Annotated in this window: 16 protein-coding genes; 15 read left to right on the top strand and 1 reads right to left on the bottom strand. The window is 40.1% G+C overall.

Features of this window, described 5'->3' with window-relative positions:
- Window positions 1–117 precede the first annotated feature (117 nt).
- Both metA and HMPREF2795_RS01810 read left to right on the top strand, forming a co-directional pair.
- Window positions 118–1,062, top strand: a complete 945-nt coding sequence (gene metA / locus HMPREF2795_RS01815) for a homoserine O-acetyltransferase MetA (RefSeq protein ID WP_075228079.1) — start codon at window positions 118–120, stop codon at window positions 1,060–1,062.
- Window positions 1,063–1,070: 8 nt separating this feature from the next.
- Window positions 1,071–1,745 carry a DnaD domain-containing protein gene (locus HMPREF2795_RS01810; RefSeq protein ID WP_075228078.1) on the top strand — a complete coding sequence of 225 codons (675 nt, stop codon included), beginning with the start codon at window positions 1,071–1,073 and terminating at the stop codon, window positions 1,743–1,745.
- 199 nt (window positions 1,746–1,944) lie between these two features.
- On the opposite strand, the gene HMPREF2795_RS01805 is transcribed toward HMPREF2795_RS01810, so the two are convergent.
- Window positions 1,945–3,396 carry an alpha-amylase gene (locus HMPREF2795_RS01805; protein WP_075228077.1) on the bottom strand — a complete coding sequence of 484 codons (1,452 nt, stop codon included), beginning with the start codon at window positions 3,394–3,396 and terminating at the stop codon, window positions 1,945–1,947.
- Between the two features lie 245 nt (window positions 3,397–3,641).
- Between HMPREF2795_RS01805 and HMPREF2795_RS01800 the strand changes: the two genes are divergently transcribed.
- From HMPREF2795_RS01800 to HMPREF2795_RS01740, 13 genes are all read left to right on the top strand, one after another.
- The gene (locus HMPREF2795_RS01800; protein ID WP_075228076.1) at window positions 3,642–4,805 is read left to right on the top strand and encodes a class I SAM-dependent rRNA methyltransferase; all 1,164 of its coding nucleotides are present in this window, start codon (window positions 3,642–3,644) and stop codon (window positions 4,803–4,805) included.
- Window positions 4,802–5,479: a type I 3-dehydroquinate dehydratase gene (gene aroD, locus HMPREF2795_RS01795; RefSeq protein WP_070459889.1), complete on the top strand. Its 678-nt coding sequence runs from the start codon at window positions 4,802–4,804 to the stop codon at window positions 5,477–5,479. The genes HMPREF2795_RS01800 and aroD overlap by 4 nt, the downstream gene beginning before the upstream one ends.
- Window positions 5,469–6,326: a shikimate dehydrogenase gene (locus HMPREF2795_RS01790; RefSeq protein WP_075228075.1), complete on the top strand. Its 858-nt coding sequence runs from the start codon at window positions 5,469–5,471 to the stop codon at window positions 6,324–6,326. Before aroD ends, HMPREF2795_RS01790 begins: the two co-directional genes overlap by 11 nt.
- Window positions 6,327–6,342: 16 nt before the next feature.
- Complete coding sequence (gene aroB / locus HMPREF2795_RS01785; RefSeq protein WP_075228074.1) at window positions 6,343–7,410, top strand: 3-dehydroquinate synthase; 1,068 nt, start codon at window positions 6,343–6,345, stop codon at window positions 7,408–7,410.
- 9 nt (window positions 7,411–7,419) lie between these two features.
- The gene (gene aroC / locus HMPREF2795_RS01780; RefSeq protein ID WP_075228073.1) at window positions 7,420–8,586 is read left to right on the top strand and encodes a chorismate synthase; all 1,167 of its coding nucleotides are present in this window, start codon (window positions 7,420–7,422) and stop codon (window positions 8,584–8,586) included.
- Window positions 8,587–8,595: 9 nt separating this feature from the next.
- On the top strand, window positions 8,596–9,699 hold the full coding sequence (locus tag HMPREF2795_RS01775) for a prephenate dehydrogenase (protein WP_075228072.1): 1,104 nt from the start codon (window positions 8,596–8,598) through the stop codon (window positions 9,697–9,699).
- An 11-nt stretch (window positions 9,700–9,710) separates the two neighbouring features.
- The gene (locus HMPREF2795_RS01770; protein ID WP_000065982.1) at window positions 9,711–10,049 is read left to right on the top strand and encodes a YlbF/YmcA family competence regulator; all 339 of its coding nucleotides are present in this window, start codon (window positions 9,711–9,713) and stop codon (window positions 10,047–10,049) included.
- Between the two features lie 89 nt (window positions 10,050–10,138).
- The gene (gene aroA, locus HMPREF2795_RS01765; RefSeq protein WP_000769883.1) at window positions 10,139–11,422 is read left to right on the top strand and encodes a 3-phosphoshikimate 1-carboxyvinyltransferase; all 1,284 of its coding nucleotides are present in this window, start codon (window positions 10,139–10,141) and stop codon (window positions 11,420–11,422) included.
- Window positions 11,415–11,891, top strand: coding sequence for a shikimate kinase (locus HMPREF2795_RS01760; RefSeq protein ID WP_001151350.1), 477 nt, complete (start codon window positions 11,415–11,417; stop codon window positions 11,889–11,891). Before aroA ends, HMPREF2795_RS01760 begins: the two co-directional genes overlap by 8 nt.
- A complete protein-coding gene (gene pheA, locus HMPREF2795_RS01755) occupies window positions 11,888–12,736 on the top strand; it encodes a prephenate dehydratase (protein ID WP_000686394.1) in 849 nt (282 codons plus the stop codon). Before HMPREF2795_RS01760 ends, pheA begins: the two co-directional genes overlap by 4 nt.
- A complete protein-coding gene (locus HMPREF2795_RS01750; protein WP_000196420.1) occupies window positions 12,733–14,052 on the top strand; it encodes an LCP family protein in 1,320 nt (439 codons plus the stop codon). Before pheA ends, HMPREF2795_RS01750 begins: the two co-directional genes overlap by 4 nt.
- A 140-nt stretch (window positions 14,053–14,192) precedes the next feature.
- Complete coding sequence (locus HMPREF2795_RS01745) at window positions 14,193–15,029, top strand: LicD family protein (protein WP_001281439.1); 837 nt, start codon at window positions 14,193–14,195, stop codon at window positions 15,027–15,029.
- Window positions 15,026–15,994 (top strand): glycosyltransferase family 2 protein, encoded by a 969-nt coding sequence (locus HMPREF2795_RS01740; RefSeq protein WP_000975116.1) that lies wholly within the window; start codon window positions 15,026–15,028, stop codon window positions 15,992–15,994. The genes HMPREF2795_RS01745 and HMPREF2795_RS01740 overlap by 4 nt, the downstream gene beginning before the upstream one ends.
- Window positions 15,995–15,996: the final 2 nt, after the last annotated feature.

The following is a 15,996-nucleotide window of genomic DNA, read 5'->3' as shown; positions in this document are numbered from 1 at the left end:
ATTGAAAACTGTATCTTCTTACAGTATAATAAAGGGAAGCAATGTCATCAGCTGGATTATTCCATTCGATGACAGTCAGGTTACTTGAGTCCAGTATGATACAGTAAGGAGATTTCTATGCCGATTCGAATTGATAAAAAATTACCAGCAGTTGAGATTTTACGAACGGAAAATATTTTCGTCATGGATGACCAGAGGGCGGCTCATCAGGATATTCGACCACTGAAAATTCTGATTTTAAACTTGATGCCACTGAAAATGGTTACAGAAACTCAGCTTTTACGCCATTTAGCCAATACTCCTTTGCAGTTAGATATTGAATTTTTATATATGGAAAGTCATCAGTCGAAAACAACTCGTTCTGAGCATATGAAGACTTTTTATAAGACCTTCTCAGAAGTCAAAGATGATTATTTCGATGGCTTGATTATCACAGGAGCTCCAGTTGAACATCTCCCTTTTGAAGAAGTGGACTATTGGGAGGAATTTACTAAGGTTATCGATTGGTCTAAGACTCATGTCTTTTCAACCCTGCATATTTGTTGGGGGGCACAGGCAGGTCTATACTATCGCTATGGCGTAGATAAATACCAGATGGAGCAGAAGCTTTCGGGGATTTATCCTCAGGATGTTTTAAAAGAAGGTCACCTTCTTTTGAGAGGTTTTGATGATTTATATGTATCCCCTCATTCTCGCCATACAGAAGTCCACAAAGAAGACATTCTGAATAAAACAAATCTAGAGATTTTAGCATCAGGAAAAGAGGTGGGAATCTCTATCCTTGCGAGTCGAGATTTGAGAGAAGTATATAGCTTTGGGCATTTAGAGTATGATCGTGATACGCTCGCGAAAGAATATTTTAGAGATCTAGATGCTGGTTTAGATCCCCATATACCAGAAAATTATTTCAAAAATGATGACATCCATGAGCTTCCTTGTATGCGTTGGAGTTCATCTGCAGCTCTCTTCTTTAGTAACTGGGTAAATTATGCAGTTTACCAAGAAACGCCGTTTGAGTGGAAGAGTACGGAGGAAGATGTGTCTCATTTTGGATATTTATAAGAGGAATTATGACATATTTAGATGCTTTTAAATCAGGGAACTTGGTGCTACCAAGTGCTCTGCTCTTAAACTACAATCAACTTTTCTCATCAAGCGATGATTTCTTAGTTTGGCAATTCTTTTACCTACAAAATACAACAGCCCTAGGGGAATTGTCCCCAAGCCAAATTGCTGAGAAAATTGGAAAGCAAGTCTTTGAAGTTAATCAAGCTATTTCGCGCTTGACAGAAAAAGGCTTACTTCAATACCGAACCATTGAACTCAATGGTGAGATAGAAGTGATTTTTGATGCGACTTTAGCTTTAGAGCGCTTAGACCAACTTTTTGAAAAGCAAGAACCAAATCAAGTGGTACCTGCTAAAAATGATTTGAAAGACTTGGTGGAAACCTTCCAACAAGAGCTAGGTCGTCTCTTAAGTCCTTTTGAAATCGAAGATTTAGAAAAGAGTTTGAAAGAAGACAGAACCAGTGCGGACCTGATCAAAGAAGCCCTACGTGAGGCTGTTTTGAATGGAAAACCAAATTGGAAGTACATCCAAGCTATCCTAAGAAACTGGCGTCATGAAGGTATTAAGAGTGTAGTCCAGGTAGAGGCTAAGCGTCAGGAGAGAGAAGCGACTAATCCTCAAAATGTTCAAGTTTCTGCAGATTTTCAAAATGCTATGGATCTTTGGAAAGACTAATTTTAAGTATTGATAATAGAAAAAAATGCCTACATGCTAGAAAGAAAATCTAGCTTGTGGGCATTTTTTGTGTGTTTTATACTCAATGAAAATCAAAGAGCAAACTAGGAAGCTAGCCGCAGGCTGCTCAAAACACTGTTTTGAGGTTGCAGATGGAAGCTGACGTGGTTTGAAGAGATTTTCGAAGAGTATTAATTGATTAGTTAGCCAGTCCCCATACACTAAGAGAGCGTTCTGTAACTGGGAAAACTCCATAACCTTCAGCATTAATCGTTACTTGGTCAGGATGGTTACCAAGCAAATCAACAAAGGTTTGGTCAGCCCATTCTTGACCGACGAACATGGTCTTGCAGTTTTCTTGGGCATTAGAAATCACGATGGCAAGTGGTGATTGATTTTCAGCTCCTGAACGGACCCAACCGATACAATTAGGGTCATCAAAGTAGTCCGTTTGCTCTCCATAAGCCAACTCTTTTCGAATAGCTAGCAAACGGTCAAGAACATCTTTGAAATCTTGCTGAGCATATTGACCAGAAATACCGTAGTAGTCTCCATAAAAGACACATGGGAGCCCCTGCTCTCGCAAAAGAATGAGGGCGTAGGCTGCTGGTTTAAACCATTCTTCAACAGTGGATTCAAGAGCCTGGCCACGTTGAGTATCATGATTATCGACAAAGGTTACAGCTCGGTCTGGATTGAATTGAACCAGACTATCATCAAAGATGGTTGTTAAATCATAGTCTTCTCCAGCCTTGCTTGCTTCAAAGAGATTTTGGTGAAGGCGAACATCGACAAGATCAAAGCGCTCTTCAATCTTTTCAAGGTAGTCCAGATTTGCTTCCTTGTCTGGATTCCAGAATTCTCCAAAGACATAGAAATCTTGGCCATATTTTTCTTTAATATCGCGAATGAAGTTGCGCATAAAGAAAGAGTCTATGTGTTTAACTGCATCCAAACGGAAACCAGCTACACCAGTCGTTTCCATAAACCAATCTGCCCAATCGTAGATATTTTGTATGACTTCTGGATGCTTGAAATCTAGGTCTGCATACATGAGATAGTCATAGTTACCATTTTCGTTATCAACTAATTCCTCGTTAGCCCAGCCTTTGTTGTCTCCCTGTATCAGATAGATCCCAGATTTATGGCGTTTGGCATCGTAGTCAGTTCCAGTGAAATGGTACCAGTGCCAGTGGAAGTCATTGTAGGTGTTTTGTCGTCCGTCAAAGGTAAAACCGGTCCAGCCATTGATGGTAAAAGGTTCTCCTAGTTCCACAGTTCGATCTTCTGGATCCACCTCGATAACTTGGAAAGATTCTAAATGGTCAGCGGCTGCCTTATGATTTAAGACGATATCAGCCATAGGTTGAATTCCATGAGATTTTAAAGTTTGGATGGCATGAAGATAGTCTTCTTTAAAGCCATACTTGGTACGTACAGTACCCTTCTGATTAAATTCTCCAAGGTCAAACAAGTCATAGACGCCATAACCAACATCCTTTTCATTTGTTGCTTTAAAAGCAGGGGGCATCCAAATGTGACTAATGCCTAAGTTGGCTAGATGTTCAGCGTCGTCAGCTAGGCGTGTCCAGTGATTTCCATCGTGGGGGAGATACCACTCAAAATATTGCATTAGGGTTTGATTTTTCATAGTTGATCCTCTTACTTACAGTGATGAGAATTATTGTAGCATAAAGCCAAAGAATATGCAAACGTTTGCGTTGTAATTAAACTCTTTAAATTTTATGTCTATTTTTCAACTAGAAGTGTTGAAATATATAAAATAAAAATAGTAGGATTAATGGGAGGAAACATTCTCTCAGATAGGGCAAGATGATGGATGAATCAATAGTTTCTATTTTGTGAATTGTCACAAAATTTGTTATAATAGTGTTTATGAATAAAGTATTCGTCAGTAGACGTGTTGAAAAAAAACTAAACCAAGGTCTAGTACTTTTGGAGGAAATTGATTTTCCAGAACTATCTGAAACTGATCAAGAAGTTGAGTTATTGAGTCAAAACAAGCAGTTTTTGGGCAAGGCTTATTTATCTCGTCAAAATAAGGGGATTGGTTGGTTTGTAACGAACCAGAAGCTTTCTTTTAACCAAAAATTCTTTGAAAGTTTGTTTGAAAAAGCCAAACAAAAACGTTTTGCTTACTATCAAGATGAGTTGACAACTGCCTTTCGTTTGTTTAATCAAGAAGGCGATGATTTTGGTGGAATGACTTTGGATCTCTATGGAGATTATGTTGTTTTTTCTTGGTATAACTCCTATATCTATGGACTTCGCCAACAGATTTTAGCGGCTTTTGCTCAGGTTTTCCCTGAAGTCTTAGGTGCCTATGAAAAGATTCGTTTTAAAGGTCTAGACTATGAGTCTGCCCATATCTATGGTCAAGAAGCACCAGAAAATTTTACAGTTCTTGAGAATGGAGTCTTGTACCAAGTCTTTATGAATGATGGTCTTATGACAGGGATTTTCTTGGATCAGCATGAAGTTCGTGGTAGCTTTGTTGATGGTTTAGCCATGGGCAAGTCCTTGCTAAATATGTTTTCCTATACAGCAGCCTTCTCAGTTGCTGCAGCCACGGGAGGAGCTAGTGAAACAACCTCTGTAGACCTAGCCAAACGTTCAAGAGAACTGTCAGAAGCTCATTTTCATGCCAATGGACTCAGTCTTGACAGTCATCGTTTCATCGTCATGGATGTCTTTGAATACTTTAAATACGCTAAACGTAAGGGCTTGTCTTATGATGTGATCGTTCTGGATCCACCTAGCTTTGCCCGTAATAAAAAGCAAACTTTCTCTGTAGCTAAGGACTATCACAAGTTGATTTCCCAGAGTTTAGAGATTTTAAATCCGGGAGGTATGATCATTGCTAGCACCAATGCTGCCAATGTTTCCCGTCAAAAATTTATAGAACAAATCGACAAAGGATTCGCAGGAAGAAAATATCAGGTTCTTCAAAAGTATGGACTTCCAGCAGACTTTGTCTACAATGAAAAAGATGAAAGTAGTAATTACCTCAAGGTGATTAGCATGAAGGTAACTAAATGAAATTAGTCGTTTCAGTAATGCCAAAGAGTTTAGAAGAGGCGCAAGGAATCGATGCCATGCGGTATATTGATGCTGATATCATTGAGTGGCGTGCCGATTTCCTACCAAAGGAAGCTATTTTACAGGTAGCTCCAGCTATTTTTGAAAAATTTGCAGGTCGCGAACTCCTCTTTACCCTACGAACTCGTGCTGAGGGAGGAGAGATAGATTTGGATTCGGCAGAGTATGTACAAATTATCAAAGATGTAGCTCAACTCTATCAACCAGAATATATTGATTTTGAGTATTTTTCTCACAAGGATGTTTTTGAAGAGATGCTTGATTTTCCAAATCTAGTCTTGAGTTATCATAACTTTCAAGAAACTCCAGAGAATATGATGGAAATCTTATCCGAGCTAACCAGTCTAACTCCGAAAGTGGTTAAAGTATCGGTTATGGCTCAAACAGAACAAGATGTATTGGACCTTATGAACTTTACACGTGGCTTTAAAACATTGAACCCAGAACAAGAATATGTGACGATTTCTATGGGGAAAGTGGGTAAGGTTTCTCGTATCACTTCAGATGTGACGGGTTCTAGCTGGTCTTTCGCAAGTCTGGACGAAGCCAGTGCTCCAGGACAGATTTCACTTTCTAGCATGAAAAAAATTCGGGAGATACTAAATGAAGATTGATGGCTACACACGTTTAGCAGCTGTAGTCGCCAATCCTATCAAACATTCCATTTCTCCCTTCATTCACAATCAAGCTTTTGAAGCAACTCATACCAATGGTGTCTATGTAGCTTGGGAAGTAGAAGCGACTGACTTGGCAGAAACAGTTACCAACATTCGTCGTTACCAGATGTTTGGGATCAATCTTTCCATGCCTTACAAGGAGCAGGTGATTTCTTATCTGGACCAGTTGAGCGAAGAAGCTCGGTTGATTGGTGCTGTCAATACAGTGGTGAATCGAGAGGGAACTTTAATCGGATATAACACAGATGGCAAGGGATTCTTTAAGAGCTTGCCTTCTTTTAAAATATCTGGGAAAAGAATGGTATTGTTAGGAGCAGGCGGTGCAGCCAAGGCAATTTTGGCGCAGGCAATCTTGGATGGAGTCAGTCAAGTTTCTGTCTTTGTACGTTCGGCTTCAATAGAAAAAACAAGACCTTACTTAGAAAAACTACAAAATGAAACAGGATTTAAGGTAGATTTATTTGCTTTAGAAGATGTTTCTGAACTGCAAGCAAGGATAATTGATTCGGATTTACTGGTAAATGCGACTAGTGTTGGCATGGATGGAGTATCTCTGCCAATCCCAGCAAGTGTCGTTTTACCAGAGAAGCTTTTGGTAGCTGATGTGATTTATCAACCCTTTGAGACACCATTTTTAAAATGGGCAAGAAATCAGGGCAATCATGCTGTTAATGGCCTGGGCATGTTGCTTTACCAAGCAGCTGAAGCTTTTCAGCTATGGACCGGAAAGGAAATGCCAACCAATCAAATCTGGGAATTACTAAAACAAAAGTATCAAAAATGAAAAAAGGAGAACTGCTATGAAAATCAAAATAGACCTTCCCCACCATCCTTATGATATTCAGATTGAAAAAGGATGCCTGTCTCAAGCAGGAAAATGGTTGAGGGAACTTTGGCAACCGCAAAAAGTCGTTATCATTACCGATAACCATGTGGCTTCTCTCTATGCAGAAAAAGTAAAATTGAGCTTAGAGGATGCTGGTTTTCAAGTGGCAGTTTTTGACTTTCTAGAGGGGGAAGAGCGAAAAAATCTAACCACGGTTCAAAAGGCTTATGAATTTCTAGTTAAGCAAGACTTGACTCGCAGTGACGGAATTGTAGCTTTAGGTGGTGGTGTAGTTGGTGATTTGGCTGGCTTTGTAGCCTCAACCTATATGCGAGGTATTCACTTTGTTCAAATTCCGACTAGCTTGACAGCTCAAGTTGACTCTTCAATCGGGGGTAAGACAGGAGTGAATACTCCTTTTGCCAAGAATATGGTGGGAACTTTTGCCCAGCCAGATGGTGTTTTGATTGACCCAAACGTTCTTGAAACCTTAGGGAAGAGAGAATTGATTGAAGGAATGGGTGAAGTCATCAAGTATGGCTTAATTGAAGATCCAGAACTCTGGGACTTATTATCTGAAATGGATGGTTCTGTAGAGAGTATTTTGGAGCATTCAGAAAGTTTGATTGAGCATTCTTGCCAGGTCAAGCGCAAGATGGTAGTTGAGGATGAATTGGACAATGGCATTCGTCTGTATCTCAACTTTGGTCATACAATCGGTCATGCTATTGAAGCAACTGCTGGTTATGGACGTGTCATGCATGGTGAGGCAGTAGCGATGGGAATGGTTCAGGTTTCTAAGGTAGCAGAACAAAAAGGCCTTATGCCAGCTGGAATCACTCAGTCTATCCGAGAAATATGTCAGAAATTTGGCCTTCCTGTGAATTATGAAAACTGGGACCTTGATAAGCTTTATCAGGCTTTGACTCACGATAAAAAAGCGCGTGGCAACACTATGAAATTAGTCTTGGTACCAGAACTTGGTTCAGCAAGGATTCACCCAGTTTCTCTCGAAGAAATGAAAGATTACTTAGTGAAATAAGGAGAATGTATGAGATATTTAACAGCAGGAGAATCACATGGTCCTCGTCTGACAGCAATTATTGAAGGAATCCCAGCAGGTCTTCCTTTAACTGCAGAAGATATCAATGAGGATCTCAAACGTCGCCAGGGTGGATACGGACGTGGTGGTCGTATGAAGATTGAAAGTGACCAAGTTGTCTTTACTTCTGGTGTTCGCCACGGGAAGACGACAGGGGCTCCCATTACCATGGATGTCATTAACAAAGACCATCAAAAATGGCTAGATATCATGTCTGCTGAGGATATTGAGGATAAACTTAAAAGTAAACGAAAAATCACACATCCTCGCCCAGGTCACGCTGACTTGGTAGGAGGTATCAAATACCGCTTTGATGATTTGCGAAATTCTCTGGAACGTTCATCTGCCCGTGAAACGACCATGAGAGTGGCAGTTGGAGCTGTTGCCAAGCGTCTTTTAGCTGAGCTTGATATCGAAATTGCTAATCATGTTGTTGTTTTTGGTGGCAAGGAAATTGATGTTCCAGAAAACTTGACAGTCGCGGAGATTAAGAAACTGGCTGCTCAGTCAGAAGTTTCTATCGTTAACCAAGAACGTGAGCAGGAGATCAAGGACTATATTGATCAGATTAAACGTGATGGAGATACCATTGGTGGTGTTGTCGAAACAGTTGTCGGTGGTGTTCCGGTTGGTCTGGGTTCCTATGTCCAATGGGATAGAAAGCTAGATGCAATATTAGCTCAAGCAGTTGTTTCAATCAACGCCTTTAAGGGTGTGGAGTTTGGACTTGGTTTTAAAGCAGGTTATCTCAAGGGCAGCCAAGTCATGGATGAAATTCTCTGGTCACAAGCAGATGGCTATACTCGTCGTACTAATAATCTCGGAGGTTTCGAAGGTGGTATGACCAATGGCCAACCGATTCTTGTCCGTGGGGTTATGAAACCAATTCCGACTCTCTATAAGCCATTAATGAGTGTCGATATTGAAACCCATGAGCCTTATAAGGCAACGGTGGAGAGAAGTGATCCAACCGCTCTTCCAGCAGCAGGTGTTGTTATGGAAGCAGTCGTAGCAACAGTCTTGGCTCAAGAAATCTTAGAGAAATTTTCATCTGATAATCTAGAAGAATTAAAAGAAGCTGTTGCTAAACATCGGGAGTATACAAAGAATTATTAAGGAGTTCTTATGGCAAAAACCATCTATATCGCAGGCCTTGGTTTGATTGGTGCTTCCATGGCACTCGGAATCAAGCGGGATCATCCTGATTATGAAATTTTAGGATACAATCGTAGTCAAGCGTCTAGAGATATTGCTTTGGAGCGAGGAATGATTGATCGTGCGACAGATGATTTTGCTAGTTTTGCTCCACTTGCAGATGTTATTATCCTCAGCTTACCAATCAAGCAAACCATTGCCTTTATTAAGGAATTGGCCAACTTGGACTTGAAAGAAGGTGTCATTATTTCCGATGCTGGATCGACCAAGTCAGCTATCGTGGCTACAGCTGAGAAGTGTTTTGCTGATAAGTCTGTTCGCTTTGTTGGAGCTCATCCCATGGCAGGGAGTCATAAGACAGGAGCGGCTTCTGCCGATGTTAATCTTTTTGAAAATGCCTACTATATCTTCACGCCATCTAGTCTGACAACTTCGGATACGCTCGAAGAAATGAGAGACTTGCTGTCAGGTCTTCATGCTCGTTTCATTGAAATCGATGCTGAAGAGCATGACCGAGTGACTTCTCAGATTAGCCATTTTCCGCATATCTTAGCATCAGGCCTGATGGAACAAACTGCAAGTTATGCTGAAGAGCATGAAATGGCGCGACGCTTTGCGGCAGGTGGTTTTCGTGATATGACTCGGATTGCTGAAAGCGAGCCAGGTATGTGGACTTCTATCCTCTTATCCAATCGGGATACCATTATTGAACGCATCGAGGACTTCAAGGGCCGTTTGGACGAGATTGGACAAGCTATCAGTAAGGGTGATGAAAACCAAATCTGGAACTTTTTCAATCAAGCGCGTGAACAACGTCAAGCTATGGAAATTCATAAACGTGGCGGAGTAGATAGCTCATTTGACCTCTATGTAGATGTTCCCGATGAAGAAGATGTTATCTTGCGCATCTTGGAATTGCTAAGAGGAACTTCCTTGGTCAATATCCATATCAATGAGGAAAACCGTGAAGATATTCACGGGATTCTGCAAATTTCCTTTAAGAATGCTCAGGATTTAAAACGTGCTGAGCAAGTCATTACAGAAAATACGAATTACACAGTCGTTATTAAATAAGGAGGACAATTATGTCAAATATTTATGATAGTGCAAACGAACTTAGTCGTGGACTACGTGAGTTGCCTGAATACAAGGCGGTTAAAGAAGCTAGAGATGCTATTCAAGCCGATGCAGAAGCTAGCAAGATTTTTGCGGATTATGTTGCTTTTCAGCATGAAATCCAAGTGATGGCCCAAACTGGTCAAATGCCAGACGCTTCTTTCCAAGAAAAAATGGAAAGCTTTGGCAAGTTGATTCAGGGCAACGCTCTCTTGTCAGCCTTCTTTGCCAAACAGCAACAACTTTCTATTTATCTATCTGATATTGAAAAAATTGTTTTTGAACCAATTTCAGAACTTTTAAAATAAGAATTTACCTCATAAAGTCAGGAATTTTTAAGAAATTTCTGACTTTTTATGATAAAATAAGAAAAAGTATTGTCAGTATGAGGTCTAGTATGAAGTTAAAAACAAACATTAACCATTTGAATGGTAGTATTCGAGTACCAGGTGATAAGTCCATCAGTCATCGCTCGATCATTTTTGGGAGCTTGGCTGAGGGTGAGACTAAGGTTTATGATATCTTACGTGGTGAAGATGTTTTGTCAACCATGCAAGTTTTTCGTGACCTTGGTGTTGAGATTGAGGACAAAGACGGTGTCGTTACCATTCAAGGTGTTGGTATGGATGGATTGAAAGCCCCTCAGAATGCTCTCGATATGGGGAATTCTGGTACCTCTATTCGTTTGATTTCAGGCGTCCTTGCTGGTGCAGATTTTGAAGTGGAGATGTTTGGAGATGACAGTCTTTCTAAACGTCCGATGGACCGTGTGACCCTTCCATTGAAAAAAATGGGAGTTAGTATTTCAGGTCAAACAGAGCGAGACTTGCCACCCTTGCACTTAAAAGGTACAAAAAACTTAAAACCTATTCATTATGAATTGCCGATTGCCTCTGCTCAAGTTAAATCAGCCTTGATTTTTGCGGCTTTGCAGGCTCAAGGTCAGTCTGTCATCATTGAGAAGGAGTGCACTCGTAATCATACAGAAGATATGTTGCGTCAATTTGGTGGAGACTTAAGTGTCGATGGTAAGAAAATCACTGTTCAGGGACCACAAAAACTAAGTGGGCAAACGGTTGTCGTACCTGGAGACATTTCCAGTGCAGCCTTTTGGTTGGTGGCAGGTTTGATTGTTCCTAATTCTCGTGTGGTACTTAAGAATGTCGGTATTAATGAAACTCGTACAGGGATTATTGATGTTATCCGTGCTATGGGTGGCAAATTAGAGATTACTGATATTGATCCAATTGCTAAGTCTGCAACCTTGACTGTTGAAACTTCAGATTTGAAGGGAACAGAAATTGGTGGAGCTTTGATTCCACGTTTAATTGATGAATTACCAATTATTGCTCTCCTAGCTACCCAAGCTCAAGGGCAAACGGTCATCAAAGATGCAGAAGAACTCAAGGTTAAAGAAACTGACCGTATTCAAGTTGTCGCAGATGCTTTAAATAGCATGGGAGCAGCTATTACTCCTACAGCAGACGGCATGATTATCGAAGGAAAATCTACCCTCCATGGTGCCAGAATCAATACCTTTGGTGACCACCGTATCGGCATGATGACAGCCATTGCAGCTCTTTTAGTTGCAGATGGAGAGGTCGAATTGGATCGTGCAGAAGCCATTAATACTAGCTACCCAAGCTTCTTTGATGATTTGGAGACTTTGATTCATGGCTAAGGTTTTACTAGGTTTTATGGGTGCAGGAAAATCAACTATTGCTAGAGGATTAGATCCTGACTTTGTAGACATGGATGCCTTGCTTGAAGACCGACTGGGGATGCCAATTGCTCGTTTCTTTGAAGAAAAAGGAGAAGCAGCCTTCCGTCAGATAGAAGAAGAAGTTTTGGCTGACCTACTAAAAACGGACCAAGTCGTGTCTACTGGTGGTGGAGTGGTCATTTCTCAGAAAAATCGTGACTTACTCAAGCAAAATCCAGACAACATCTATCTTAAAGCAGATTTTGAGACCCTTTACCAGCGAATTGCAGATGATAAGGACAATCAACGCCCGCTATTTCTAAAAAATAGTAAGGAAGATTTGGCAGGAATTTTTAATGAAAGACAGGCTTGGTATGAGGAAGTGGCTAGTAAAGTTATCGATGTGTCCAAGCTAAGCCCAGAGGAAATTATAGAGGAACTAAGATGAAAATTGCCTATCTAGGTCCCAAAGGATCTTTTTCGCACCATGTGGTGCAGACGGCTTTTCCTCATGAGGAACTGGAGCCATTTTCAAATATTACAGACGTTATCAAGGCATATGAACAGGGATTGGTAGACTATTCAGTAGTGCCGGTTGAAAATTCCATTGAAGGTAGTGTCCATGAGACTCTGGACTATCTTTTCCACCAGGCTCGCATTCAAGCTGTGGCAGAGATTGTTCAGCCAATCCATCAACAGCTGATGGCAGTATCAGGACAGTCTAAAATAGAGAAAATCTTTTCTCATCCGCAGGCATTAGCCCAAGGGAAGAAATTTATCGATGAACATTTTCCAGACGCTCAATTAGAGGTAACGGCAAGTACAGCTTATGCTGCTCGGTACGTTTCCGAACATCCAGATCAACCATTTGCAGCTATTGCTCCAAAAAGCTCTGCTGAGGAATATGGATTAGAACTGGTCGCTCAAGATATTCAAGAAATGGAAGCCAACTTTACTCGCTTTTGGGTTTTGGGGCCTAACTTACCACAAATCCCTTTGGAAGCAAGTTCTGAAAAGATGAGCCTGGCCTTGACCTTGCCGGATAATCTACCAGGTGCATTATACAAAGCACTTTCTACCTTTGCATGGCGTGGGATTGACTTGACTAAAATTGAGAGTCGTCCCCTAAAAACAGCCTTGGGAGAATACTTTTTTATCATTGATGTCGCTTATACTGATAAAGAACTGGTCCACTTTGCTCAAAAAGAACTGGAAACGATTGGAATCCAGTATAAAGTACTAGGTGCTTATCCTATCTATACCATACAGGATAAAGGAAAGGAGAAGGAATGACTAGAGAGAATCCTTTGACACACCATGAAAAACTGAGATATGACTATCTTTTGAAAAATATTCATTATTTAAATGAAAAAGAAAAGAGAGAATTTGACTTTTTACATGCTAAGTTAGAAGGTCAAAAAGGTTCAGCGGAAGTTTTCAATCCAGAAGCCAAGGAACAACTTCTTTCAGATTCTGGTATCGACCTGCCAACCTATGCTAATCGTAGTCGCTCTAGCCGCCGTAGTGGTGGAGCTCAACTGGAAACGAAGGTTCCAAAAACTAAGAAGCTGAAGAAAAAAAGAGGTTTTCGTTTTAAACGCTTATTTGCTTGGTTAGGGATGTTATTCCTTTGTGTAGCAGTTGGAATGATCGTCATGTTCTTAAAGGGCTTCCAATCGGCGAATCCTAATAGCTCAAATGGGACCAAAGATGCCAAAGCTGCTCAGGTTGAAGTCTTCAATGGACAAGATACGCGTGATGGGGTTAATATTCTTATTTTAGGAACAGACGGCCGTATTGGACAGAATAGTGCAGAAACACGGACAGATTCCATTATGGTTCTGAATGTAAGTGGCAAAGATAAAAAATTGAAGCTCGTTAGCTTTATGCGTGATAACTTGGTCTATATTGATGGATATAGCCAAGTCATCAATGGTCAAAAACAGACCGACCATAAATTAAACTTAGCCTACGAATTAGGGGAACAAGAAGGTAAACAAGGAGCTGAAATGGTCCGCAAGGTCCTCAAGGATAATTTTGATCTAGACATCAAATATTATGCCCTTGTCGATTTCCAAGCCTTTGCGACAGCCATTGATACGCTTTTCCCTGATGGTGTGACCATTGATGCTCAGTTTTCAACTCTAAACGGGGTTCCAGTTACAGAAGCGACTGTAGGAGATGACTTGCACGCAACGGAAACTGAGTCACCGACTCAAACCATTCGAGCTGGGAAACAACAGATGAATGGTTCGACTCTTCTCAACTATGCACGTTTCCGTGATGATGATGAAGGGGACTATGGGCGTACTCGTAGACAGCAACAAGTCATGACTGCTGTTTTACAACAAATTAAAGATCCGACAAAACTTTTCACTGGTTCGGAAGCACTAGGAAAAGTATTCGCCATGACCTCTACAAACCTTCCATATACTTTCTTATTGACCAATGGCTTATCAGTCCTTGAAGGTGCGCAGAATGGTATTGAAAGATTGACAGTTCCAGAACTTGGAGACTGGGTAGATGACTTTGACGTATACGGCGGTCAATCCCTTCGAGTGGACCAAAAAGCTTACCAAAATAAATTGGCCCAAATGGGATTTAGATAAAATGTAAAATGAATCAGAGCTTGAGGTACATATGAAAAAATGTATCTTAGGCTTTGATTTTTCACATGGTCAGATGGATTTATAAACTATTTTTATGGTATAATAGAATGATGTATTCTATAGAAGAGGAAGAGAATAAGATGAGTGATTTAAAGGCAATTCAAGCTCGTAGCCTAGAGATGGCTGAATATTTTGTCGCCTTTTGTAAAGAACACGATTTACTCTGTTATTTGTGTGGTGGAGGAGCTATTGGAGCTCTACGAAATAAAGGTTTTATTCCTTGGGATGATGATTTAGACTTCTTTATGCCCCGCAAGGATTATGAAAAATTAGCAGAGTTATGGCCTCGTTATGCGGATGAGCGTTACTTCTTATCAAAAAGTGATAGAGACTTTGTTGATCGCAACCTCTTTATCACTATTCGAGACAAGGCAACAACTTGCATCAAGCCTTACCAACAGGACTTGGATCTTCCACATGGCTTAGCCTTGGATGTTCTTCCCTTGGATTACTATCCTAAAAACCCAGCAGAACGTAAGAAACAGGTACGTTGGGCTTTGATTTATTCTCTCTTTTGTGCCCAAACCATTCCAGAAAATCATGGAGCTCTCATGAAATGGGGGAGCACGATTTTATTAGGATTAACTCCTAAAGCCCTTCGTTATCGTATCTGGAAAAAGGCTGAGAAAGAAATGACTAAGTATGGTCCAGTTGAAAGTGATGGCATCACAGAGTTATGTTCAGGTCCGGGCTACATGAAGAAGAAGTATCCAATTCATGCCTTTGAAGATAGCATTTTCTTACCATTCGAAGGAACAGAAATGCCTATTCCAGTTGGTTACGATGCCTATCTAAGCACAGCTTTTGGTGATTACATGACACCACCACCAGCTGACAAGCAAGTGCCTCACCACGATGCCCTTATAGCAGATATGGATAAGAGTTACACTGAATATAAGGGAGAATATGGGGCATGATGAAAGAAAAAATTAGCGTTATTGTTCCAGTTTATAATGTAGAAGCTTATTTGGAACGATGTGTAGAGTCGATTTTAAAACAGACTTATACCAATTTTGAATTGCTTCTTATTAATGATGGTTCGACAGACCAGAGTGGTGACTTGTGTGATCAGTTGGCATCTAAAAATGAAAATATCAAAGTTTTTCATATTAAGAATGCTGGAGTTTCAAATGCTAGAAATGTAGGTATTCAACATTCAAGAGGAGAATGGATTACTTTTATTGATAGTGATGATTTTATTACACCAGATTATTTGGAAACTTTAATAAGTGTAGTTGATAGTGACGATTCTATCGGCTTTAGTATAGCGCGTCTCCACCATATAAAAAATGGTCAAATTACAGAATTACCAGTTTTTTCAGGAAAGAAAGAAAAGTGGTCGACAGAGGAGACAATGAGAGAATTATTGATAACAACCCGGACTTCTTTTTTCCCTGTTGCAAAATTGTTTAAAAGGGAGATTATTTCAGGTTTTATATTCAATACAGACTATCATTTGGCTGAGGATGCATTGTTTTTAACAGAAGTTTTACTAAAAACCAAATGTACAAGCGTATTTATTGATAAACCAATCTACTATTATGATCATCGTCAGGGAAGTGCGACAACTTCTGTCAACAATCATGTATTTGATACCATAGAGGTCTATAAGATTATTATTTCTGAAGTTTTTCAAAGATTTCCAAAACTCAGAACTGAATTAGTGAATAGAGAATGTTGGTCCTATATCACAGTGTATGATAAAATAATTTTTACAGATTCAAGCCAATATCGAACAGAAAAAGTTAAGTTGAGAAAGTGGATTATTAATCATTTATCTGAGATATTAAAAGACCCTTATTTTACTCATTTTCGAAAAATAGCCGTTTTGTCGCTCCTTGTTTCTCCATGGATCTATAGACAAATTGTCGGCTTGAATTAATA

Origin of the sequence: Streptococcus sp. HMSC056C01 (assembly GCF_001811305.1) — a bacterium.
Classification (GTDB): domain Bacteria; phylum Bacillota; class Bacilli; order Lactobacillales; family Streptococcaceae; genus Streptococcus.
The sequence above is the reverse complement of the archived record's forward strand: the minus strand, read 5'-3'. Positions and strand labels throughout refer to the sequence as shown.